Annotated in this window: 19 protein-coding genes; 12 read left to right on the top strand and 7 right to left on the bottom strand. The window is 35.6% G+C overall.

Translation table 11 applies throughout. The annotated features are described in order from the left end of the window. Nucleotides 1–157: 157 nt before the first annotated feature. The gene (locus C8C87_RS14175) at nt 158–1,045 is read right to left on the bottom strand and encodes a DMT family transporter (RefSeq protein ID WP_121343028.1); all 888 of its coding nucleotides are present in this window, start codon (nt 1,043–1,045) and stop codon (nt 158–160) included. Next, the gene (locus C8C87_RS14170) at nt 1,038–1,394 is read right to left on the bottom strand and encodes an arsenate reductase family protein (RefSeq protein ID WP_099714098.1); all 357 of its coding nucleotides are present in this window, start codon (nt 1,392–1,394) and stop codon (nt 1,038–1,040) included. Before C8C87_RS14170 ends, C8C87_RS14175 begins: the two co-directional genes overlap by 8 nt. Nucleotides 1,395–1,471: 77 nt before the next feature. Between C8C87_RS14170 and C8C87_RS14165 the strand changes: the two genes are divergently transcribed. Further along, nucleotides 1,472–1,930, top strand: a complete 459-nt coding sequence (locus C8C87_RS14165) for a DinB family protein (RefSeq protein WP_199716386.1) — start codon at nt 1,472–1,474, stop codon at nt 1,928–1,930. Nucleotides 1,931–2,091: 161 nt separating this feature from the next. On the opposite strand, the gene C8C87_RS14160 is transcribed toward C8C87_RS14165, so the two are convergent. Further along, nucleotides 2,092–2,835: a DUF3298 and DUF4163 domain-containing protein gene (locus C8C87_RS14160; protein WP_121343026.1), complete on the bottom strand. Its 744-nt coding sequence runs from the start codon at nt 2,833–2,835 to the stop codon at nt 2,092–2,094. A 103-nt stretch (nt 2,836–2,938) separates the two neighbouring features. On the opposite strand from C8C87_RS14160, the gene C8C87_RS14155 reads away from it, so the two are divergent. Continuing rightward, complete coding sequence (locus tag C8C87_RS14155; protein ID WP_121343025.1) at nt 2,939–4,084, top strand: cystathionine gamma-synthase; 1,146 nt, start codon at nt 2,939–2,941, stop codon at nt 4,082–4,084. Nucleotides 4,085–4,173: 89 nt separating this feature from the next. Here the strand turns inward: C8C87_RS14155 and C8C87_RS14150 are convergent, their stop codons facing one another. Further along, entirely contained in the window at nt 4,174–4,977 is an 804-nt protein-coding gene (locus C8C87_RS14150) for a glutamate dehydrogenase (RefSeq protein ID WP_099714103.1), read from the bottom strand. A 276-nt stretch (nt 4,978–5,253) separates the two neighbouring features. Between C8C87_RS14150 and gdhA the strand changes: the two genes are divergently transcribed. The 6 genes from gdhA (at nt 5,254) to C8C87_RS14120 (ending at nt 14,612) form a co-directional block, all read left to right on the top strand. Beyond that, the gene (gene gdhA / locus C8C87_RS14145) at nt 5,254–6,597 is read left to right on the top strand and encodes an NADP-specific glutamate dehydrogenase (RefSeq protein WP_099714104.1); all 1,344 of its coding nucleotides are present in this window, start codon (nt 5,254–5,256) and stop codon (nt 6,595–6,597) included. A gap of 297 nt (nt 6,598–6,894) precedes the next feature. Beyond that, the gene (locus C8C87_RS14140) at nt 6,895–9,183 is read left to right on the top strand and encodes a T9SS type A sorting domain-containing protein (RefSeq protein ID WP_121343024.1); all 2,289 of its coding nucleotides are present in this window, start codon (nt 6,895–6,897) and stop codon (nt 9,181–9,183) included. 57 nt (nt 9,184–9,240) lie between these two features. Continuing rightward, entirely contained in the window at nt 9,241–9,954 is a 714-nt protein-coding gene (recO, locus tag C8C87_RS14135; protein WP_121343023.1) for a DNA repair protein RecO, read from the top strand. Nucleotides 9,955–10,083: 129 nt separating this feature from the next. Next, a complete protein-coding gene (ileS, locus tag C8C87_RS14130) occupies nt 10,084–13,542 on the top strand; it encodes an isoleucine--tRNA ligase (RefSeq protein WP_121343022.1) in 3,459 nt (1,152 codons plus the stop codon). Nucleotides 13,543–13,549: 7 nt separating this feature from the next. Next, entirely contained in the window at nt 13,550–13,930 is a 381-nt protein-coding gene (locus C8C87_RS14125) for a TraR/DksA C4-type zinc finger protein (RefSeq protein ID WP_099714108.1), read from the top strand. 85 nt (nt 13,931–14,015) lie between these two features. Next, on the top strand, nt 14,016–14,612 hold the full coding sequence (locus tag C8C87_RS14120) for a lipoprotein signal peptidase (RefSeq protein ID WP_099714109.1): 597 nt from the start codon (nt 14,016–14,018) through the stop codon (nt 14,610–14,612). A gap of 70 nt (nt 14,613–14,682) precedes the next feature. Here the strand turns inward: C8C87_RS14120 and C8C87_RS14115 are convergent, their stop codons facing one another. From C8C87_RS14115 to C8C87_RS14105, 3 genes are read right to left on the bottom strand one after another with little or no spacing between them, the layout of a single operon-like run. Next, the gene (locus C8C87_RS14115; RefSeq protein WP_099714110.1) at nt 14,683–14,877 is read right to left on the bottom strand and encodes a hypothetical protein; all 195 of its coding nucleotides are present in this window, start codon (nt 14,875–14,877) and stop codon (nt 14,683–14,685) included. A gap of 43 nt (nt 14,878–14,920) precedes the next feature. Continuing rightward, entirely contained in the window at nt 14,921–15,487 is a 567-nt protein-coding gene (locus C8C87_RS14110) for a 5-formyltetrahydrofolate cyclo-ligase (protein ID WP_121343021.1), read from the bottom strand. Then, nucleotides 15,477–16,460: a succinylglutamate desuccinylase/aspartoacylase family protein gene (locus tag C8C87_RS14105; protein ID WP_099714112.1), complete on the bottom strand. Its 984-nt coding sequence runs from the start codon at nt 16,458–16,460 to the stop codon at nt 15,477–15,479. The genes C8C87_RS14110 and C8C87_RS14105 overlap by 11 nt, the downstream gene beginning before the upstream one ends. Before the next feature lie 127 nt (nt 16,461–16,587). Here C8C87_RS14105 and uvrC point away from each other — a divergent pair, with 127 nt between their 5' ends. The 4 genes from uvrC (at nt 16,588) to hppD (ending at nt 23,371) form a co-directional block, all read left to right on the top strand. Beyond that, nucleotides 16,588–18,387 carry an excinuclease ABC subunit UvrC gene (uvrC, locus tag C8C87_RS14100; RefSeq protein WP_121343020.1) on the top strand — a complete coding sequence of 600 codons (1,800 nt, stop codon included), beginning with the start codon at nt 16,588–16,590 and terminating at the stop codon, nt 18,385–18,387. A gap of 74 nt (nt 18,388–18,461) precedes the next feature. Next, on the top strand, nt 18,462–20,660 hold the full coding sequence (locus C8C87_RS14095) for a patatin-like phospholipase family protein (RefSeq protein WP_121343019.1): 2,199 nt from the start codon (nt 18,462–18,464) through the stop codon (nt 20,658–20,660). A 188-nt stretch (nt 20,661–20,848) separates the two neighbouring features. After that, nucleotides 20,849–22,006 carry a homogentisate 1,2-dioxygenase gene (locus C8C87_RS14090; RefSeq protein ID WP_121343018.1) on the top strand — a complete coding sequence of 386 codons (1,158 nt, stop codon included), beginning with the start codon at nt 20,849–20,851 and terminating at the stop codon, nt 22,004–22,006. A gap of 204 nt (nt 22,007–22,210) precedes the next feature. After that, nucleotides 22,211–23,371 carry a 4-hydroxyphenylpyruvate dioxygenase gene (gene hppD, locus C8C87_RS14085; RefSeq protein ID WP_099714116.1) on the top strand — a complete coding sequence of 387 codons (1,161 nt, stop codon included), beginning with the start codon at nt 22,211–22,213 and terminating at the stop codon, nt 23,369–23,371. The last annotated feature ends 6 nt before the right edge of the window (nt 23,372–23,377 follow it).

The following is a 23,377-nucleotide window of genomic DNA, read 5'->3' as shown; positions in this document are numbered from 1 at the left end:
TCAAAGATAATAAAAAAGTGGTCAGTGGTCCGTTTTTAGTATTCAGTGACTCGGTATAAGTAAATGTTTAGTAATCAGATTTTAATTTTTGCATTCCTAATAATAAGTTTAATGAATACTATAATCTACGATTTGTGCGCTGAACACTACTAGCTGATTACTGAGCACTCTTCTTCTGTGTCACCAAATAAACGCCGACAAATATCAAAACTGCCGAACCAATTTTCACCAAACTCAATTCGTCTTTGCCCAAGCTTATCGCAAAAATAGTGGCGAATAGCGGTTGTAAATAAATAAAAACGGCAACCGTGGTTGGTTTTAATTCTTTCATCGAAAGCAAATTCAGCAAATACGTCAGGAAAGTCGAAAAAACAACCACAAATCCTATTTTCCAGCAAATATCGATGGGAACCAAAGCCCATTCAACAGCTTGAAATTGGCTCCAGCCAAAAGGCAAAACCATAATAAATCCAAACAAATAAATCCATTTTACAAACGTAAACGCATTGTATTTGTCCATTAATTTCTTGACGATAATCAGGTAAAAACCATAGGAAATGGCGTTGACCAAAACCAGAAAATTTCCTAATCCGGCATTTGTGGCGCTGCCAATGGATTTTCCATACAGAATGAGAAAAGCAGTCCCGATTAACCCAAGGATAATCCCAAAAACCATTCGTTTTTGCATGCGTTCCTTCATGATTAATGCCGAAAGTGTCAAAACAATCATTGGTGTTGAAACCATGATTACCGCAGCGCTAATGGGAGAAGTAAGACTTAATCCTTTGAAAAAAGTAAGCATATTAAATGCCACGCCAAAGAAAGCAGCCGCAATAATTCGAGGGAAATCATTCAGCGCAATTTTTTCTTTCGGTGTAAACAACCAAACCAGCCAAAATAAAAGCATCGAACCGCCGGCGCGCAACAAGATAAAGCCATAGGCGTCAATGTATAATGGCATGACATCTTTGGCAATGGTAAACGTAACTCCGTAAATTATGGAGACAATTGTAGCGGCAATAAGTGCGAGATTCCTTCTAGACATTTGCAAAAGCAAGCATTACTTGATGCATGTTTTGTTGGGTGTTGCCAATGTAAATTTTGCCTTTAATAATAAAAACGGGACGACTTAAGAACGTGTAATGTTCTAAAATGTATTTTTTGTAATCGTCTTCGGTTAACGATTTATTCTTTAAATCCATCGATTTATACAACTGTGCTTTTTTGCTGAAAAGCGCTTCGTAACTTCCGGAAAGTTCACGCATTTGTTCCAGTTCTTCTACTGTAATTGGATCTTGTTTGATGTCGTGAAACTTCAAGTTATGATCTTTTGGTAATGATTTTATGATTTTTCTGCAGGTATCGCAAGAAGCGAGATAGTATATTTTGTCCATGTAAATAGCAATTTCTTTGTGCAAAGAAAAATCATTTGATACGGAAAATGATTATTTTTATCAAAAAAAATAAAAAAATGAATCAATTATTCGACGTTAGCACTACAAGCAGAAATATGGTTTCAAAATTTCTATCGGGATACAATCTTGACCAACTCAACACGATTCCGGAAGGATTTAGCAATAATTTGATTTGGAACATCGGGCATATTATCGTGTCACAACAAATGTTAGTGTACAAGCTTTCTGGTTTGCCCATGATGGTTTCTGATGAATTGGTAGAGAAATACAAAAAGGGAACCAAGCCGGAACACATTGCCACACAAGCCGAAGTGGACGAAATAAAATCGTTGTTGTTTGAAACAATCAGCCAGACCAAAGTAGATTATGACAATAAAATTTTCAAAAATTATATGGAATATACCACTTCAACTGGCGATCACGTTTTAAGAACCGCCGAGGATGCAATGGCTTTCAGTAATTTTCATGAAGGGCTTCACATTGGGATTATGATGAATATCCGAAAATTTATTTAGGTTAATGCCTATAAATATTTAGGAGCTTAATCCCGCTATTTGCTCATATCTTTTCCTTTTTAAAGAAAAAAGTAAAAGGATATCCGCTTCCATCGGGGCTATCGATTCGTTAAAAAATTATTTGGTCTTTAAATAACGTTTCATTTTTTAAAGACCATCTATTATTTAACCGCCAAATATTCGTTCACTTCAGTATAAGGCAATAACAATTCTTTAGGTCCGTCAGCATACGATGCGGCTTCATAGGAATTGTAATAAAGCAGTAATCCTTTATCGGTATAGAAAATATTTTGGGGGAGACTGAATTTTTCGTCTTCAAACATTAATCCGGTTGCATTGACCGATTTGTTTGCAGGGATTTTATATTTGGCTCTGAATTTTTTTTCGGCGAAAGCCTTGAAAGCCTCTTTATCATTGAACAATTCGGCATTCGGAATAGATTTTCCGGTAGTTGGGTCAAAAAGTAGTGAACGCAATCCTTGGTATCCGTGAGCGCCACCGGTATAGGTGTAATGGTTGATTTCTATATTCAAAACACTTTCGGACTGGTATTTTATGCTTCCTTTGATTTTCGCTTCCCAGCCAAAGGTGTCATTCGGAAATTCTTTTTGGAGTTTCTCGTAGGAATCAATAAAAGAGGTTAATAATCCATTATAATCTGTTGATGTATATGGTTTTTCGCCAAAATAAATAATCTCTTTCAATACTGAAAACACTTTTTTATTGATGCTGTCCGCTACAATAGGATCGTTTTTTGCAACAGGAATTTTTACGGTTATTTCAGGACAATTTTCTTTGCAGGGTAACGTTGTTTTTTTCTGAAAAGATTGGTCTTTAAAAGCCAATTCGTTCGAACAACCCGTTAGTAAAAAAAGGAATGCCGCAAAAATTATAAAGTGTTTCATCTCAAAATTGTTAATTATATACAAAGGTATCAACTTGTGGCTTGGTTAAAATAAATTAAAGGGTAAATTTGTGAAGTTATTTAGCATTTAAAATTAAAAAGATATGAAATTCAATACGAAGGTTATTCACGGAGGTCAGCATCATGATCCAAGTACGGGAGCAGTTATGCCACCAGTATATCAAACGTCAACATTTGTACAAACCAGCCCGGGACAACCTATAAATCCAGATTATGAGTACAGTAGAGCCGCAAATCCTACCAGAAGCGCACTTGAAAATGCATTAGCAAGTATTGAAAATGGAACGCGAGGATTGGCTTTTTCATCAGGATTAGCAGCTACAGATTGTGTTTTGCGTTCTTTTAAAGCGGGTGATGAAATCATTGCTATGGATGATTTGTATGGTGGAACGTATCGAATGTTTACCCGTATTTATAAAAATTCAGGTATAAAATTCCATTTTGTGGATATGAATGACATCGAGAAATTCAAGTCATTAATTAATGAAAACACGAAACTGGTTTGGGTAGAAACACCAACGAATCCTTTGATGAAATTGGCAGATATTCAAGAAATTGCCAAAATTACAAAGGAAAATAAAATCCTTTTTGCAGTTGATAATACTTTTGCAACGCCTTATTTACAAAAACCATTAGACTTAGGAGCTGATATCGTGATGCATTCGGCGACGAAATATTTGGGAGGCCATTCTGATGTTATTGCCGGTGCTTTGATTGTAAAAGACGAAGCGCTGGGAGAACAATTGCATTTTCAACAATTTGCGACAGGAGCAACATTGGGACCAATGGACAGTTTCTTGGTGTTAAGAGGGATTAAAACCTTGCATCTTCGCGTGGAAAGACATTGTGAAAATGGAGGAAAAGTGGTGGAGTTTTTGAATAACCACCCAAAAGTTAAAACAGTATATTATCCGGGATTACCAAGCCATCCTTATCATGAAATTGCCAAAAAGCAAATGAGCGGTTTTGGAGGAATGGTTTCCTTTACTTTTGTTTCGGGCAAAAAAGAAGATGCAATTGATTTTCTGGAAAAACTAAAAGTTTTCACTTTGGCTGAATCTTTAGGCGGAGTGGAGTCATTAGCGAATCATCCGGCTTTGATGACACATGCATCTATTCCGGAAGACAAACGAAAAGAAGTTGGAATCACTGACGATTTGGTTCGATTAAGCGTAGGTATAGAAGATGCTGATGATTTGATTGAAGATTTGAAACAAGCATTAGCATAAATTAATATAAAAATAAAATCCCCAATTCTATCCCGAAGTGTCGGGATTAGAATTGGGGGTTTTTTATTTTCATAACGGTTGTTTAAATGCTATTGCAAGTAATAAATATAACCCACATTGAACCAAACCAACCAATCGTTTGCTTTGTTTTCTTTGTAAAGTTCCGGATTAGGATTTAAACCATCTACCCAATTGGAGAAAAAGTATTGAAATCTTAAATCAACCATTAAATCGCGTAATGGACTTAATTTATAGCGAGTTCCCACACTGGTTATTACAGACCAAACGGTTCCACTTTCGGTAGAAAAACCATAAGGACGTCCGTCCGTTGGAGTTAAATATTTCGGAAAGGTAGTCAATGGAGTTCCTAATGGCCCTAGTGTTGATGAAGCTTCGGCATTGTAATAACTGAACTGTCCTCCAAGGCTGACAAAGGGCCCAAGACTTCCTGTTCTTGCAGTGAAATCACGAATACTCCAAGGGAAAAATTCAAGTTGCATCCCGATATTAGTTACGGCTGTACTTCCTGTCATTGCTTTCAATTGCTCTTTTCCTAGCGAAGGTTTGCCTTCAGTCCATTGTCCAAAATGTTCTAATTCGGTTTTATTATAAGAGAGTTCCGATCTTAATTTAAAATGGTCGTTAAAATAAGTTTCAGGAGTGTAGCAGTTACATTCTGCTTTGTACGAAAAGTTGAGATAATGAATAATTCCGATTCCAATTCCCGTATTCCCTGAGTTTGTAGAAAGATCATGACGTTCCCCATAATCAGATTGAAAAGCAACAGGTCCCGCTATTACCCCTATTTCATGCGAAAAACCACCGAATTGCGCATTAGAATCAGGTGAAAATCCAAAACAGATTAATAAAAAGAGGATTGTTTGTTTGACCATTAGGGTTGTTTTTCTAATCTTGACAAATATATAAAAACATCATACACATATAAAAATAAAATGAAAATTAAAAATAATCAGACAAATTCTTATTTACTTACGAAAGTGGTAGCCATTTGGTTTAAATGAGGATATCATAAACACTATTGTCTAAAAATGCTTAATAAAAAGATAATTCTATTTAGAAATTAGAAAAAACAGAGTCCGAATATTTTTATAAAATGTATCTTTGTAAATTATAACGAAATCGTTTTCTTAATTAATTATTTATAATCTATGTTACTAAAAATAAATGATTTTATGGCTCAAGTTGAGGCCAAGAATCCAAATGAACCTGAATTTATTCAAGCTGTTAGGGAATTTGCAGAGACTGTAATTCCATTTATTGCAGAGCAAAAAAAATACGACGGAAAAAATTTGCTTCTTAGAATAGCCGAGCCGGAGCGTTCTATTATTTTTCGTGTTCCTTGGGTAGATGATAAAGGGGAAATTCAGGTAAATAGAGGTTTCAGAATTCAGATGAATTCAGCAATTGGACCTTACAAAGGTGGAATTCGTTTTCATCATACTGTAAACTTATCAGTACTTAAATTTTTAGCCTTTGAACAAGTATTCAAAAACAGTTTGACTACTTTGCCAATGGGTGGAGGAAAAGGAGGATCTGATTTTGATCCACAAGGAAAATCTGATGGGGAAGTGATGCGTTTTTGCCAGTCTTTCATGACTGAATTGTGCAGACACATCGGTCCACAATTAGACGTTCCTGCTGGAGATATTGGAGTTGGAGCCAGAGAAATTGGATATTTATTTGGTCAATACAAGAGAATAAGAAATGAATTTACCGGAGTTTTAACTGGAAAAGGATTGGCTTATGGTGGTTCTTTAATCAGACCGGAAGCAACAGGTTACGGAGTAGTTTATTTTGCAGAACAAATGCTGAATACTATTGGTCAAAACATCAAAGGAAAAAGAGTATCTATTTCTGGTTTTGGAAACGTTGCTTGGGGTGTAGCCTTGAAAGTAAATGATCTTGGAGGGAAAGTAGTTACTATTTCTGGTCCTGATGGTTATATTTATGATGAAGAAGGAATCTCAGGAGATAAAATTGACTTTATGCTTGAATTAAGAGCAAGAGGAGATAATAGAGCCGAGGCTTATTTAGAAAAATATCCAAATGCAGTTTTCCACAAAGGAAAAAGCGTATGGGAAGTAAAAGTTGATGTTGCAATACCTTGTGCTACTCAAAATGAGTTGAACGAGGAAGATGCCAAACATTTAATTGCTAATGGAGTTATTTGTGTAACTGAGGCGGCAAATATGCCATGTACTTTAGAAGCGATCAAATTGTTCTTGAAAGCGAAAGTACTTTTTGCTCCAGGTAAAGCAGCAAATGCTGGAGGTGTAGCAGCTTCAGGATTAGAAATGACACAAAACTCTATTCGTTTAAACTGGACCAGTGAAGAAGTGGATTCCAGATTAAAAGAAATCATGGTTGGAATACACAATCAATGTAAAAGATACGGTACTGACGAAGAAGGTTATGTGAACTATGTAAAAGGTGCAAACATTGCCGGATTTGTAAAAGTAGCTGATGCTATGCTTGCTCAAGGAGTGGTGTAATATTGTTTTGATTAAGGAATTTTGATACTTTATATTTAAGATTTTTGATTAACGATTTTTGATTTCAGATTTGCAAAAAGATGGAATTATTTAAAAATTTAATTTTTATAATAAAATGGCTCGTTAATTTTAAAATAAATCTGAAATCAAAAATCGTTAATCATCACTCAAAAATCTCTTACTTAAAAGCCTTTCACCATTCCGAAGCTCGGGATTGGATGAAAGGCTTTTTTTTGCGTAACAAAATGCTAAGACTTTCGTTTGTTCTATATTTGTAAACCAATATTAATGCAAATAATGAAAAAGAGCGTTTTATATTTTTTGCTTTTACTTTTTATCCAAATGGGTTTTGCCCAAAGCAACTTGTCGTGGCAAGGTTATTTCTCTTACAATGAAATTAAAGATGTATCAGAATCTGGAACGGCTGTTTTTGCTGCTTCCGAAAATGCTCTGTTTTCAAAAAATTTAGCGACAAACGTAATTAAAACAACGAATACTATTGACGGGCTTTCCGGACAAACAATTTCGGCGCTATACTACAGTGCAACATTCAATAAAACAATTGTAGGATACGAAAACGGACTGATAATCGTGATTAACGAAGCCGATGGAAGCATCCTGAATGTAGTCGATATTATTAATAAACAACTTCCTCCTAATATAAAAAAAGTCAATCACTTCATGGAGTTTGAAGGTATTGCCTATGTCTCCTGTGATTTTGCGATTGTTCAATTTAATCTGGCTACCATGCAATTTGGAGACACTTATTTTATTGGCGACAATGGAGCCGAAATCAGAGTGAACCAAACAGCACTTTTTAACGGATTTATTTATGCCGCTACAAATAACGGGATAAGAAGAGCAGATATTTCTAATAAAAACCTAATCGATTACAATCAATGGGGAACAATTGCTACGGGAAACTGGTCAAGTGTAGTGACTTTTGGTACAGATTTGTATGCCATTAATGCTGCGGGATACATTCATAAATTTAATTCTGGGTCTAATTCCTTTACAGGATTTATCCAGCTTTCTCAGCCTTCATTGGATATGAGAGCAACAGCAGATTATGTAATTGTAACGACTTCAAGCAGTATTTATATTTACAACAATCAGATGGTATTGGTGCGCCAAATAAATACAAATCAAATCCCGGACAGTAACCCAAGTTTTACGTGTGCCACAATAATAGGGGATGCAATTTTTATTGGAACAAAAGAAAATGGATTGATTACTGCTTCGCTTTCTTCGACAGTAACTTTCGAAAACATAACGCCTATTGGTCCTTCGCGTAACAATATATTTGCGCTTCAAGCCACGACAAGTGTACTTTGGACAGTTTATGGGGATTATTCAGCAGATTATAATCCATATCCTTTAGACAATTATGGTATCAGTAAATTTAGTGAAACAGGATGGCTGAATATTCCGTATGAAGAAGTTTTAGGAGCACAATCGATGACCAGAATTACGGTAAATCCAAGCAATGAAAACGAAGTATATGCGAGTTCTTTTTTTTCGGGTTTACTAAAAATTGAAAATGACATTCCTACAATTTTATACAATCAAACCAATAGTGGCTTAGAGTCTTTGATCTTTGTGGGTCCTACTTATATAGACATAAGGGTTAATGGAACGGCATTTGATAAATCAGGAAATCTTTGGGTTACCACCAGCCGAATAAAAAATGGACTGAAAGTGTTTAAATCCAATGGTCAATGGCAAAGTTATGTTATGGAAAATATCCTGGATTCGGCTATTGATAATAATTTTGGTACAATTGCCATTGATAAAAATGGAACGAAATGGCTTTCTACAAGTGAAGATGGGGTTGTTGGTTTTAATGAAAGTACCAATGTATTCAAGAAAATAACAACTGGTTCTGATGCCGGGAATTTGCCTGTTTCAAATGTAAAAGTAGTTGCGGTGGATAATAGAAACCAGCTTTGGATAGGAACCACAAAAGGATTGCGGGTTTTGCCGAATGTAGGCAGTTTTCAAACAGATGACCAAATGACCACGAATCCCATCATTATTTTAGAGGATAATCTGGCGCAAGAGCTTTTGTATGAACAATTTATTACTGATATTGCTGTTGATGGTGCAAACAATAAATGGATTGGTACTGCCGATTCAGGTTTGTTTTTGGTCTCGCCAAACGGTCAGGAAACCAAATATCATTTTACGATAAATAATTCGCCGTTGCCTAGCAATGTTATAAATGATATTGGTATTAATAGCGCCACGGGCGAAGTTTTTATAGCTACTGCCAAAGGTTTGGTTTCTTTCAAAGGAACTGCGACTGCGCCAAATGATGATTTAAGTAACGCGTATGTGTATCCAAATCCAGTGCGGCCGGAATACCAAGGAACGGTTAAAATTGCCGGATTACTGGATAAAGCCAATATTAAAATTACAGATATCGAAGGAAATCTGGTATATGAAACCATTTCCGAAGGCGGAACAATAGAATGGGATACCACCGCTTTTGGGAAATATAAAGTCGCTTCGGGCGTGTATATGATTTTTATTTCGGCACAAGACGGAGTGGAAACCAAAGTTAAAAAAGTAATGATAATCAGATAGTGGTCAGTTCTCTGAAGTCTAATTATCTAAGAAGTCTAAAAATCTAAAAACCTAAACTTGTTAGTAAAAACCAAAGCCATTGTCCTTTCATCCTTAAAATTTCAGGAAAAAAGTCTGATTGTGAAATGCTTTACGCTGTCTCATGGTTTGAAATCATACTTCGTTCGGGATGCTTTTTCGAGCCGAAAAGCGAATCAGAAAATCGCCTATTTTCAACCGTTGACCATTCTCGAAATTGAAGCGGTTCACAAAAACAAAGGTACTTTAGAAAATTTCAAGGAAATAAAAATTGCCTCGGCTTTTCATTCGATACATTCGGATATTTATAAGAGTACGATTGTGATGTTCATTTCAGAAATGTTGCACCATTCTATTCACGAAGAAGAAACGAATGAGCATCTTTTTACCTTTCTGGAAACAGCATTGCATTGGTTGGATAATCATGATGAAATTGCCAATTTTCATTTGATTTTATTATTGGAAACCACAAAATATTTGGGTTTTTATCCTGATATTTCTGATATGTATATGCCTTTTTTTGAAATGACCGAAGGTATTTTTACACCCTTTCATGCCATCAGTTCACTCACGGAACATGAAAGCAATTTATTCAAAAAACTGATTGATTTGAAATTCGATAACAATCAAAAAATATTCCATGTCATTGAAAGACAAATTGTTTTAAGAATACTGATTGATTACTATAGTTTTCACTTGGACGGCTTTAAAAAACCAAAATCATTAGACGTTTTGAAAGAAGTTTTCTCTTAGAAAGCAATAAAAGGATATTTTGATTCCATTTTATCGAATTATCTGACCAATTTCGTCTATTTTTTCTCTTCTTTTCTTTCTTTTATTCAAAATTCCTTACTTTCGCACCTCGATTTAGAAAAGGATAAAATGAGCACAAAATTTACTGAATACAAAGGACTTGACTTACCAACTGTAGCGTCAGAAGTACTTGATTTTTGGAAGAAAGAAAATATATTTGAGAAAAGCGTAACCACTCGCGAAGGAAACCAACCATTCGTGTTTTTTGAAGGTCCGCCTTCGGCAAATGGATTGCCTGGAATTCACCACGTAATGGCGCGTGCGATTAAAGATATTTTTTGCAGATATAAAACTCAAAAAGGGTTTCAAGTAAAGCGTAAAGCGGGCTGGGACACACATGGTTTACCTGTGGAATTAGGTACCGAGAAAGAATTAGGAATTACCAAAGAAGATATTGGAAAATCAATTTCTATCGAAGAATATAACGAAGCGTGTAAAAAAACCGTAATGCGTTATACGGATGTATGGAATGATTTGACTGAAAAAATGGGGTATTGGGTAGATATGGAAGATCCGTATGTGACTTACAAATCCAAATATATGGAAACGGTTTGGTGGATTTTGAAACAAATTTACAACAAGGATTTGATGTACAAAGGTTACACCATTCAGCCGTATTCTCCAAAAGCAGGAACAGGATTATCGTCGCATGAAGTAAACCAACCGGGAAGTTATAGAGATGTAACGGACACGACTGTTGTGGCACAATTTAAAGTGATTGATGCGCACAAAGAGCTGTTATTTTCTAAGTTTTATGATTACATCAGTTCGAATAATTTACTGCATTATAAGTTAGAAGCTTTGGATTTAGACGAAGTTTTTATCTTGGCTTGGACAACAACACCTTGGACATTGCCAAGTAATACTGCTTTGACAGTAGGTCCAAAAATCGAATATGCTTTAGTAAAAACATTCAATCAATATACATTTCGTCCGGCAACATTGATTTTGGCTAAGAATTTAGTTGGAAAACAATTCGGAAAAGGTTTCTTCGAAAGTACAGAACCTGCTGATTTTGAAAATTTCAAAGAAGGTGATAAAAAAATCCCGTATCAGGTTTTAGCCGAATGTAAAGGAGCTGATTTGGTTGACATTCGTTACGAACAATTAATGCCTTTAGTGCTTCCGTATCAAAATGCTGAAAATGCTTTTAGAGTAATTTCAGGAGATTTTGTAACTACGGAAGATGGAACGGGAATCGTGCATACTTCACCTACTTTTGGTGCTGATGATGCAAAAGTGGCTAAAGAAGCTACACCAGAAATCCCGCCAATGTTAGTTTTGGACGAAAATGGAACTCCGGTTCCGTTAGTAGATTTGCAAGGAAAATTCACTTCGCATGTAGGGGAATATGCCGGTAAATATGTGAAAAATGAATATTATAACGAAGGTGAAGCTCCGGAACGTTCCGTAGATGTTGAAATCGCCATTCGATTAAAAGAAGAAAACAGAGCATTTAAAGTAGAGAAATATGTCCACAGTTATCCGCATTGCTGGAGAACAGACAAACCTATTTTATACTATCCTTTAGATTCTTGGTTTATAAAAATCTCAGAAGTTAAAGACAGAATGTTTGACTTGAACGAAACCATCAACTGGAAGCCAAAAGCGACTGGAGAAGGGCGTTTTGGGAATTGGTTGAAAAATGCCAATGACTGGAATTTATCGCGTTCAAGATATTGGGGAATTCCATTGCCAATTTGGAGAACCGAAGAAGGAACCGAAGAGATTCTGATTGGTTCAGTAGAAGAATTATACAACGAAATTGAAAAATCAATCGCTGCAGGTTTCCAAAAAGAAAATCCTTTCAAAGGTTTTGAAATTGGAAATATGGCAGAATCCAATTATGATTTAGTTGATTTACATAAAAATGTAGTTGATGAAATTACCTTGGTTTCAGCTTCTGGAAAGCCAATGACACGTGAAGCGGACTTGATTGACGTTTGGTTTGATTCAGGTTCCATGCCTTATGCACAATGGCATTATCCTTTTGAAAATAAAGATAAAATTGATCAAAACAAAGATTTCCCTGCTGATTTCATCGCAGAAGGAGTAGATCAAACGCGTGGTTGGTTTTATACGTTGCACGCTATTGGAACATTAGTTTTTGATAAAGTAGCTTATAAAAATGTAGTTTCTAATGGATTGGTTTTGGACAAAAACGGACAAAAAATGTCCAAACGTTTAGGGAATGCCGCAGATCCATTCGAAACATTAAAAGAATACGGTCCAGATGCGACGCGCTGGTATATGATTTCCAATGCGAATCCTTGGGACAACTTGAAATTTGATTTAGAAGGAATTACTGAGGTGCGCAGAAAATTCTTTGGAACCTTATACAACACGTATTCGTTCTTTAGTTTGTATGCTAATATTGATGGTTTCAAATTTGAAGAAGCGGAAATTCCGTTAAACGAAAGACCGGAAATTGACCAATGGATTATCTCAGAATTGAATACTTTGATAAAAGACGTTGACAGTTATTACGCGGATTACGAACCAACAAAAGCAGCTCGTGCAATCTCTGAATTTGTACAGGAAAACTTGAGTAACTGGTACGTTCGTTTGTGTAGAAGACGCTTCTGGAAAGGGGAATATGCACAAGACAAAATCGCGGCATATCAAACTTTATATACCTGTTTGTTAACCATAAGTAAACTAGGTGCGCCAATCGCTCCGTTCTTTATGGACAAACTTTACAGAGACTTAACTTTAGCAACACAGTCGGAAAAATATGACAGTGTACATTTGGCGGAGTTTCCAATTTCGGTTGAAAACTATGTTAATAAAATGTTAGAGAGCAAAATGCAGAAAGCACAAACCATTTCATCATTGGTTTTATCACTCCGAAAAAAGGAAATGATAAAGGTACGCCAACCGTTGCAAAAGGTAATGATTCCAGTACTTGACGACAATCAAAGAGCTGAAATTGAGGCTATTTCTGACCTTATAAAAGCAGAGGTAAATGTGAAAGAAATCGTACTTTTGGACGATGCTTCCGGTGTTTTGGTGAAACAGATTAAGCCTAATTTTAAGACACTAGGACCCCGTTTTGGAAAGGATATGGGCTTGATTTCTAAGGAAATACAAGGGTTTTCGAAAGAGCAAATCAGTCAGTTGGATAAGGAAGGAAGCCTGAATATTGTTATTGCAGGAAATAACGTAATTTTAACTTTAGAAGATGTAGAAATAACATCACAGGATATTGAAGGTTGGTTAGTAGCCAACTCAAACGGAATAACGGTTGCGCTTGACATTACAATTTCTGAAGAATTAAAACAAGAAGGAATTTCCAGAGAATTAGTAAACAGAATTCAGAATATCCGTAAAGATTCCGGATTTGAAGTTACTGATAAAATTAAAGTTCAATTGAAAAGAAATGGAATTCTAGAAGAGGCGATTCTTAAAAATGAAGCGTATATAAAATCAGAAACATTAACCAGCGATTTGGTTTTTGTAGATGAAATAGAAAACGGTACAGAAATTGAGTTTGACGATATAAAAACAATGATATTAATTTCAAAATAATACAAAGATGGTAGATGAAGCTACAAAATACTCTGAAGCTGATTTAGCAGAGTTCAAAGAGATAATCCTTAACAAAATTCAAAAAGCACAATTAGATTTAGATTTGATAAAAAGTGCGTATATGAATGATTTAAATAACGGAACTGACGATACTTCGCCAACATTCAAAGCTTTTGAAGAAGGAAGCGAAACAATGTCAAAAGAAGCAAACTCACAACTGGCGATTCGTCAGGAGAAGTTTATCCGTGATTTGAAAAATGCACTCTTCCGTGTAGAAAATAAAACATACGGAGTTTGTAAAGTTACAGGCAAATTAATTGGGAAAGAAAGATTAAAAATCGTTCCTCATGCAACAATGAGTATCGAAGCAAAGAACTTGCAACGATAAACCTCTTGTTAAACAAGATTTAACGCTCCATTGGGAGCGTTTTTTTTGATTAAATTGTTATTTTTGCGCCATTAAAATTTATAAAATGTCATTACGAAAAGCGTATCTCCTTATTTTTATCTTATTGCTTGTTGATCAAGTTTCTAAAATTTATATTAAAACTAACTTTATTTTAGGAGAAGAAGTTGAAGTATTCAAATGGTTCAAAATTCTGTTCATTGAAAATGAGGGAATGGCTTGGGGGGTTCAAATCCCGGGAGCTTATGGAAAGTTGTTTTTAACTCTATTTAGAATCGCCGCTGTTGGCGGAATTGGATATTGGTTGTGGGATTCAGTGAAAAAGAAGAGTTCAGATTATTTAATTGTTGCTATTTCTTTAATTCTCGTTGGAGCTTTCGGGAACATCATCGATTCTGTTTTTTACGGAGTTATTTTTGATGACAGTCAACAACAATTAGCTACTTTGTTTTCGGATCAACCTTACGGAACTTGGTTTCATGGAAAAGTAGTTGATATGCTTTATTTCCCTTTTTGGCATGGAACTTTACCAAGTTGGTTGCCTATTTGGGGCGGAAAAGAATTTACTTTCTTCAACGCTATCTTCAATGTTGCCGATATGGCAATTTCTACAGGAGTTGGAATCTTAATTTTTTTCAACAAAAAAGCATTTCATCACAATTAGATTCAAAATTATTCACAATATAAAAAAAGACCTGTTCATAATTTGAACAGGTCTTTTTCTTTTATTGGATTTATTTGTTTTGCCCAGGAGCATAACGTTTAGCGCTTTTTCCGCCGTATATTTTTTTAGCTTGACCCGGAGGAAGTTTTTTAGCTTTATAAGTAGATCTGCTGGTTCCGGTGTGAATGCTACAGTTTGAAAATGAAACTGCAAATAGAATAACCATAACGCTTACGGCAAATCTTGAATTTTTAAATGTTCTCATAACTTGATTAGATTTTATCTGTTGCTAAAGTACGGATTAAAAATTAAAATGAGTGAACTTCATCCGGGGTCACACAATAATCCAGTTTTACATCACCTTCAAAAACATCGGTAATCAATTCTTCGGGGTCAAAAAAGGAAAGACCAATTTTGATTACATCCGGTTTACATTCTGATAAAAATTTATCGTAAAACCCTTTGCCGTACCCCACGCGATGTCCTTTTTTGTCGAAAGCCAAAAGCGGTACAAAAACCACATCAATTTTATGCGAAGGAACTTCAATGCCATCTACGGGTTCTGGGATATTGTATGCGTTTTTCTTGATTCGGGTGTTGTCAGTCAATAGAAAATGAGTCATGTTTCGGGTTTCAAAATCAGCTTTGGAGACAATAATCTCTTTGTCTTTTCCGGATAATAAGTGAAGAATGAATTCGGTATTGACTTCTTTTTGTTCTGTAATAGGTAAGAAAATATGAAAATAGGTTTTCTCCCAAATAGGCAGTGTCAGTATTTTATTGGCTACAGCCAAACTCATTTCCTCAATTTCATTTTCGGAAAGTGCATTTCGTAAGGTTTTGGATTTGAGTCGCAATTCTTTTTTATTCTTCATCCTCTTCATTAGTGTTTGACATGTGGTAAATAGCATCGCCTTCGTAAACAATAGGGGAATGATTGGCGTTGATTACGTAACCATCATTTGGTGCTTTAACTTTTCGCTCAAACTTTCCGTACGGATCAGTTATGGTGGCTAGAATTGTTCCCTTTTTTACAAAATTACCAATAGTGTTATAATCGTGCAACAATCCGGAACATTTGGCTCTAATCCAGCCTGATTTTTCAATATAGATGGAAGGCGATTTTGGTTTGATTACAGTATGTTTTGGATCTAACATACCAAGGTGAGACAATAGGCGTTTTGCGCCATTAACCCCTTCATCGGCAACGGAATTATTAATGTCAAGTGATTTTCCGCCTTCAAAAAGTAACATTTTGACATCCATTCTTTCGCTTGAACTTCTAAATGACCCGATTATATTTCTGGAATATAAGGTAAATGGAGCATTAAATACATCTGCCAGTATTTTTAATTCGGCATTGCTATGAGCTATTCTAATTTGTGGTGCGTTGAAACGGCTCGCACCACCGGCGTGAAAGTCAACGGCATATTCCACAATTGGCATGATTTCGGCTAAAATATGGAACGCAAATCGACTGGCCAATGAACCGGTTTTACTTCCCGGAAAAACACGGTTTAAATCCCTTCCGTCTGGAAATTCTCTTGATTTGTTGACAAATCCGTACACGTTTATTATTGGAATACAAATGATTGTACCTTTTTTTGGTCGGTTTATTTTTTTGTGAATGAGTTGTCTTACGATCTCGACGCCGTTAATTTCATCTCCATGAATTCCTGCTGAGAAAAGTACCACGGGACCATCAATTTTAGACCGTCTAACAATAACGGGGATGTTCAGTTTTGTTGTGGTGTGTAGTCTGGCAATTTCGACATTGATAGTTTTGCTCTCTCCGGGAATAATGCTTTCGCCGAAAATTACGATTGGTGTGGTATTGGTTTTTATCATAGATTCTTGAAAAGATAAAAATAACGATAATAACGAATTAGAAACTAAAATTCTGATAAAAATTTTGCCAGAAAGATTTCAAGAATATTGATTTGTATTTCGGGATTTTAGAGATTAACTTTGTTACATGAATCCAACAACTTTAGCCTTACAAATTCAAACCTTGCCGGATGGTCCCGGCGTATATCAATATTACGATAAGGAAGGGAAGATTTTGTATGTGGGCAAAGCCAAAAACATAAAAAAAAGAGTTGCTTCGTATTTTAATAAAATTCATGATACGGCCAAAACCAATGTGCTCGTAAAGAAAATTGTCACCATAAAACACATTGTGGTTCCTACGGAGACCGATGCCCTTTTATTGGAAAACAACTTGATAAAAACCTTGCAACCGCGTTATAACGTTTTGTTGCGAGATGATAAAAGTTACCCGTGGTTGTGTATCAAGAAAGAACCTTTTTCGCGCATTTTCGCAACCCGAAGAATGGTCAAAGACGGATCAGAATATTTTGGACCGTATACCAGTTTCAAAACCGTAAGCACTATTTTGGAGCTGATAAAAGAATTGTATCCGCTGCGAACTTGCAACTATGATTTGAGTAAAAGCAATATCGAAAGTGGGAAATTCAAGGTTTGTCTCGAATACCATATTGGGAATTGCATGGGGCCTTGTGAAGGTCACGAAACCTTAGAAAATTACCAAAAGCAAGTTGATGCGATTCGCGAAATTTTGAAAGGAAATTTCAAGGAAAGCATGAAAGATTTCAAGCGTGTCATGACCAATCTGGCCGCCGATATGCATTTTGAGGAAGCCCAAAAAATAAAAGAGAAAATAGAAGTTCTTGAAAACTACCAATCGCGTTCTACAATAGTAAATCCAAAAATCACCAATATTGATGTCTTTTCGATAGTTTCGGATGAAAGTGCGGCGTATGTGAATTTCCTGCAAATTTCTCACGGTTCGATTATTCGTTCGCACACGATGGAAATCAAAAAGAAACTCGACGAAACCGACGAAGAATTATTAGAATTGGCGATTGTCGAGTTGAGAGAACGTTTTCAATTGTTGTCACGAGAAGTGATTGTTCCCTTTCACGTTGACTTGGGTGAAAACATAAAAATTACGATTCCTCAATTGGGAGACAAAAAGCAAATTTTGGATTTGTCTATTCGGAATGCTAAATTTTACCGAATCGAACAGTTGAAACAACTGCAAATTGTCGATCCGGATCGACATACGAAAAGGATTATGGCGCAAATGCAAAAAGATTTGCGATTGCCGGTGGAGCCAAGACACATAGAATGTTTTGATAACTCAAATATTCAAGGAACAAATCCTGTTGCGGCCTGCGTGGTTTTCAAAGATGGAAAACCAAGCAAAAAAGATTACCGCCATTTTAATATAAAAACGGTCGAAGGACCGGATGATTTCGCTTCGATGACCGAAGTAGTTTACAGAAGATACAAACGATTGCTGGATGAAAACGAACCATTGCCCAATTTGATAATTATTGATGGTGGGAAAGGGCAATTGTCATCAGCGTTGAAAAGTATTGATGAATTGGGATTACGAGGAAAGATTGCTATAATTGGAATTGCCAAAAGACTGGAGGAGCTTTTTTATCCGGGAGATTCTATTCCGTTGTATTTAGACAAAAAATCAGAAACCTTGAAAGTAATCCAGCAATTACGGAACGAAGCACACCGTTTTGGGATTACACATCACAGAGATAAAAGGAGTAAAGCAGCACTGAATTCTTCGATAGAAAGCATTCCTGGCATTGGAGAAAAAACGATGCTGACTTTAATTCAGCATTTTAAAAGTGTTAAAAGATTGAAATTAGCGTCAGAAAAAGAAATTTCGGACGTTATAGGTATGTCTAAAGCCAAAAAAATTACCGAATTTTACAAGGCTACAAATGAATGATTAATTTAGATTATTGATATTTGGGCAAATGATATTTGATCTTGCTAAATTCTATTACCACCAAATTGCTATTTATGAAGAAAATCATGCTGTTACTGATTGTTTTTGCTAGTTTGTCTGTGTTTTCGCAAGAGCAAAAGAAACCAAAAATTGGTTTAGTTTTAAGTGGCGGCGGAGCAAAAGGATTTGCGCACATTGGTGTTTTGAAAGTATTGGAAGAAGCGGGTGTCAAGATCGATTACATTGGCGGAACAAGTATGGGAGCCGTTATCGGCGGTCTTTACGCATCAGGTTATAATGCCAGCCAAATTGATTCCATTTTTCAAGCCACAAATTTCAATGAATTACTAAACGATTTCATTCCTAGATCTTCTAAAAATTTTTACGAAAAAAGAAATGACGAATTATACGCGCTCGTTTTGCCGTTTAACAAACTCAAAATAGGTATTCCGGAAGCATTGTCAAAAGGGATGTACAATTATAATTTATTGAGCAGAATTACAAGAAATGTCAGGCACATAAGGGATTTTAATAAACTTCCAATTCCGTTTTTGTGCATTGGAACTAATATAGAAACTGGAGAACAGGTTTTACTGAATAAAGGAAATCTGGCGCAGGCTATGATTGCGAGTTCTGCGTTTCCATCTTTGTTTTCTCCTGTGGAAATTGACGGGAAATTGCTTGTAGATGGTGGTGTGATTAATAATTATCCAATTGAGGAAGTTCGTAAATTAGGCGCAGAAATTATCATAGGAGTTGATGTTCAGGATGATTTATTAGACAGAAACCAGCTTAAAGATGCAACGAGAATTTTGGTTCAAATTACAAATCTTCAATCCATTGAAAGGATGAAGAAAAATGTAAAACAAACGGATGTCTATATAAAACCGGATATTAAAAATTATGGCGTAGTATCTTTCGATAAAGGAAAGGAAATCATTAGGAAAGGAGAAGAAGCTACGTTCTCTGTTTATGAAAAAATTAAATTATTGGTTGATGATTCCAATCCGTACAGGAAACCGAATCTAAAATTAGCATCAGACAGCTTACAAATTGTAGATATCAATAGCAATGAATTAGATAATTATACCAAAGAATATGTGATTGGTAAATTAAGGTTTAAGCCAGGAGTAAAAACCTGTTACGATGATTTGTTGAAGGGAATAAATAATATAAACGCAACTCAAAACTTCAGTGCTATATCTTATTCATTAGATGAAAATAAAAATGGGGATGATTTAAATTTAACGTTAAAAGAAAACCCTTCAAAAACATATTTGAAATTTGGATTGCATTATGACAATTTATTCAAGAGTGCCGTTTTGATTAATCTAACCCATAAAAAAACGTTTTTTAAGAATGACAGAACTTCGCTGGATATCGTTTTGGGAGATAATATCAGGTATAATTTAGATTATTATATAGAGAATGGATTTAATTTGAGTTTTGGTTTCAAATCACAGTTCAATCAATTTAATAGAAATGTTGCCAAAGAAATAAGCAGTTTAGACTTAGGCGCTTTGGGTATAAATGCAATTAATGTAGATTTTCACGATTTGACAAATCAGGCATATTTTCAATCGCTATTTGTTCAGAAATTTTTAATTGGTGGAGGAATTGAATTAAAATATTTGAAAATAAAGTCGGAGACATTGGCCAATACGGATCCGGTAATTGACAACAGTAATTACTTAAGTCTTTTTGGTTATATGAAATTTGACTCTTTTGATAATAAATATTTTCCCAAAAAAGGATGGTATTTTTCAGGAGATATACAATCGTATTTGGTGTCTTCAAATTATACAGGAGATTTTCAGCCTTTTTCCATTGCAAAAGCTGATTTTGGAGTAGCTGCGACACTTTTTAAAAATGCAACGGTAAAATTTAGTACAGATGCTGGTTTCTCCTTTGGGAATGAAAGCGTTTCTTTTTTCAATTTTATTTTGGGAGGTTACGGATACAATCCTATAAATAATTTCAAATATTTTTATGGGTATGATTATTTGAGCATTGCGGCGAACAGCTACATAAAATCAACAGGAACTATTGATTATGAATTTTATAAGAACAATCATTTCAATTTTTCGGCAAACTTTGCTAATGTTGGAGACAGGATTTTCGAAACGGTAGATTGGATTTCAATCCCAAAATATTCAGGTTATGCAGTAGGTTATGGTCTGGAAACGGTAATTGGACCTATAGAAGTAAAACATTCCTGGTCTCCGGAAAATGCAAAAGGATATACTTGGTTTAGTATCGGGTTTATGTTTTAATTGTAATTTAATTCAATAATAATTCCGATATTTGTTATCATGAAAACAACTTGGAGCGGTTTATTAGGATATCTGCAATTTCTCATCAAGAGGAATCCTGAATAAATTGCATTTTTTTGATTTAATTAAATAAGTTTAGTTCAATACAACTTTAAACTTTTAAACTTTAACTTTTAAGCAAAAAAATCATGCCTTTATACCATAAATTGGGGAATTTCCCCCAAAAAAGACATACGCAATTTGAAAAACCAAATGGCGGTTTATACTACGAACAGCTTTTTGGAACAGAAGGTTTTCACGGCCATTCCTCATTATTGTATCATGTTCAGAGACCAACACAGGTAAAGGAAATTCTAAAATCCTATTCGGTTGAGCCGAAAATTGCTATTGGGAAAAACATAAAATCATTGTTATTAAAAGGATTTGAGTTAAAACCCGAAGATGATTTTCTGGACAGTCGCAAACCGATGTTAGTCAATAAAGATTGTACGATAGGATTGGCTGCGCCAAGACAATCGTTGCGCAACTATTTCTATAAAAATGCCGATGCCGATGAAATGATTTTCATTCACAAAGGAAAAGGAAAATTGCGTACCATGATGGGAAACATTCCTTTCGAATATGGGGATTACTTGATTATTCCTCGCGGAATGATTTATCAAATTGATTTTGAAACAACCGAAAATAGACTTTTCTATGTCGAATCATTTGCGCCATTTTATACGCCAAAACGTTATAAGAATGAATCAGGTCAACATTTAGAGCATTCACCATTTTGCGAGCGCGACTTTATTTTGCCAACAGAATTAGAAACGCACGATGAAAAAGGAGATTTTCTAATCAAAATCAAAAAAGAAGGAATGATTCATGAATTCGTTTACGCCACGCATCCCTTTGATGTAGTAGGTTGGGACGGATATAATTTTCCTTACGGATTCAGCATTCACAATTTTGAGCCTATAACAGGCCGCGTGCACCAGCCGCCGCCGGTTCATCAGACATTTGAAACGTCAACATTTGTAGTTTGTTCGTTCTGTCCACGATTATATGATTACCACCCAAAAGCAATTCCGGCGCCTTATAATCACAGTAATATTGATAGTGATGAGGTTTTGTATTACGTAGATGGCGATTTTATGAGCCGCAACAATATCGAGCAAGGACACATTACATTGCATCCAAAAGGAATTCCGCACGGACCCGCGCCAGGAGCAATGGAGCGTAGTATTGGTCAAACCATAACTCATGAATTAGCCGTAATGGTGGATACATTTCGCCCATTAATGGTAACCGAAGAAGCTATGGGATTAGACGATGGTCAGTATTACAAATCTTGGGTAGAGTAATTAGGAGCTATTTCCTGCTGTACGCTTTATCTTTTTCTGGTCTCGTTAAAAAACGAGACCAGAAAAAGGATGCCGTTTCCATCAGGGCTAGGACTTTAGAGTAAATAACAACATTTTTTTTAAATTAATAAATCCGTGTAAATCTAATGTAGTACCACCAACGGCGTTACAGAATTAGAGTTACCGAATCAAAAAATAAATACCATGTCAAAAGAAGTAAAATCAGTAGAATACGGACTAGAAAAAATATTTGAAGGAGCACAAGATTTCCTTCCGTTATTAGGAACCGATTATGTAGAATTCTACGTAGGAAACGCAAAACAATCGGCACATTATTATAAAACTGCTTTTGGTTACCAGTCATTGGCGTATGCCGGATTAGAAACAGGAGTAAAAGACAGAACATCTTATGTGCTAAAACAAGATAAGATTCGCATTGTATTAACCACGCCATTAACACAAGATTCTCCTATACACGATCATTTGAGAAAACATGGTGATGGAGTAAAAGTAGCGGCACTTTGGGTAGAAGATGCCACAAGTGCGTACGAAGAAACAATGAAACGTGGCGCCCGTTCTTTCATGGAACCTACAGTGGAGAAAGATGAATTTGGAGAAGTAATACGTTCAGGGATTTATACATACGGAGAAACAGTTCACATTTTTGTAGAGCGCAAAAACTATACTGGTGTTTTCTTGCCTGGTTATAAGGAGTGGAAATCTGATTACAATCCAGAACCAACAGGTTTAAAATACATAGACCACATGGTAGGAAATGTGGGTTGGAACGAAATGAATACTTGGGTTAAGTTCTATGAAGATGTCATGGGATTTGTAAATTTCCTTTCTTTTGATGACAAACAAATCAATACCGAATATTCGGCGTTGATGAGTAAAGTGATGTCTAATGGAAACGGAAGAATCAAATTTCCAATCAACGAACCTGCTGAAGGAAAGAAAAAATCACAAATAGAGGAATATTTGGACTTTTATGGCGGACCTGGAATTCAGCATATCGCTATTGCAACGGATGATATTATCAAAACCGTATCGCAATTGAAAGCAAGAGGAATCGAATTCTTATCTGCTCCTCCGCATACCTATTATGAAGCAATTCCGGAACGATTGGGAGACCACATGAAAATGATGAAAGAGGATCTAAACGAAATAGAAAAACTGGCCATTATGGTTGATGCCGATGAAGAAGGATATTTACTGCAAATATTTACAAAACCGGTACAAGACCGACCAACCTTGTTTTTTGAAATTATTCAAAGAATGGGAGCCAAAGGATTTGGTGCAGGTAACTTTAAAGCGCTATTTGAATCAATCGAGAGAGAACAGCAATTACGAGGAACGTTGTAAAAAAGC

This window comes from Flavobacterium sp. 120, from assembly GCF_003633605.1.
GTDB lineage: Bacteria > Bacteroidota > Bacteroidia > Flavobacteriales > Flavobacteriaceae > Flavobacterium > Flavobacterium algoritolerans.
Note: the sequence above shows the minus strand (reverse complement) of the source record. Positions and strands in the feature narration are given on the sequence as shown.

What these genes read in the sequence shown, in the direction of transcription:
- C8C87_RS14160 (WP_121343026.1), bottom strand. Translation starts at nt 2,835, where the DNA reads ATGAAACACTTTATAATTTTTGCGGCATTCCTTTTTTTACTAACGGGT.
- C8C87_RS14120 (WP_099714109.1), top strand. Translation starts at nt 14,016, where the DNA reads ATGTCATTACGAAAAGCGTATCTCCTTATTTTTATCTTATTGCTTGTT.
- hppD (WP_099714116.1), top strand. Translation starts at nt 22,211, where the DNA reads ATGTCAAAAGAAGTAAAATCAGTAGAATACGGACTAGAAAAAATATTT.
- ileS (WP_121343022.1), top strand. Translation starts at nt 10,084, where the DNA reads ATGAGCACAAAATTTACTGAATACAAAGGACTTGACTTACCAACTGTA.
- C8C87_RS14155 (WP_121343025.1), top strand. Translation starts at nt 2,939, where the DNA reads ATGAAATTCAATACGAAGGTTATTCACGGAGGTCAGCATCATGATCCA.
- C8C87_RS14115 (WP_099714110.1), bottom strand. Translation starts at nt 14,877, where the DNA reads ATGAGAACATTTAAAAATTCAAGATTTGCCGTAAGCGTTATGGTTATT.
- C8C87_RS14125 (WP_099714108.1), top strand. Translation starts at nt 13,550, where the DNA reads ATGGTAGATGAAGCTACAAAATACTCTGAAGCTGATTTAGCAGAGTTC.
- C8C87_RS14105 (WP_099714112.1), bottom strand. Translation starts at nt 16,460, where the DNA reads ATGATAAAAACCAATACCACACCAATCGTAATTTTCGGCGAAAGCATT.
- C8C87_RS14150 (WP_099714103.1), bottom strand. Translation starts at nt 4,977, where the DNA reads ATGGTCAAACAAACAATCCTCTTTTTATTAATCTGTTTTGGATTTTCA.
- C8C87_RS14140 (WP_121343024.1), top strand. Translation starts at nt 6,895, where the DNA reads ATGAAAAAGAGCGTTTTATATTTTTTGCTTTTACTTTTTATCCAAATG.
- C8C87_RS14165 (WP_199716386.1), top strand. Translation starts at nt 1,472, where the DNA reads ATGAATCAATTATTCGACGTTAGCACTACAAGCAGAAATATGGTTTCA.
- C8C87_RS14095 (WP_121343019.1), top strand. Translation starts at nt 18,462, where the DNA reads ATGAAGAAAATCATGCTGTTACTGATTGTTTTTGCTAGTTTGTCTGTG.
- gdhA (WP_099714104.1), top strand. Translation starts at nt 5,254, where the DNA reads ATGTTACTAAAAATAAATGATTTTATGGCTCAAGTTGAGGCCAAGAAT.
- C8C87_RS14175 (WP_121343028.1), bottom strand. Translation starts at nt 1,045, where the DNA reads ATGTCTAGAAGGAATCTCGCACTTATTGCCGCTACAATTGTCTCCATA.
- C8C87_RS14090 (WP_121343018.1), top strand. Translation starts at nt 20,849, where the DNA reads ATGCCTTTATACCATAAATTGGGGAATTTCCCCCAAAAAAGACATACG.
- C8C87_RS14170 (WP_099714098.1), bottom strand. Translation starts at nt 1,394, where the DNA reads ATGGACAAAATATACTATCTCGCTTCTTGCGATACCTGCAGAAAAATC.
- uvrC (WP_121343020.1), top strand. Translation starts at nt 16,588, where the DNA reads ATGAATCCAACAACTTTAGCCTTACAAATTCAAACCTTGCCGGATGGT.
- C8C87_RS14110 (WP_121343021.1), bottom strand. Translation starts at nt 15,487, where the DNA reads ATGAAGAATAAAAAAGAATTGCGACTCAAATCCAAAACCTTACGAAAT.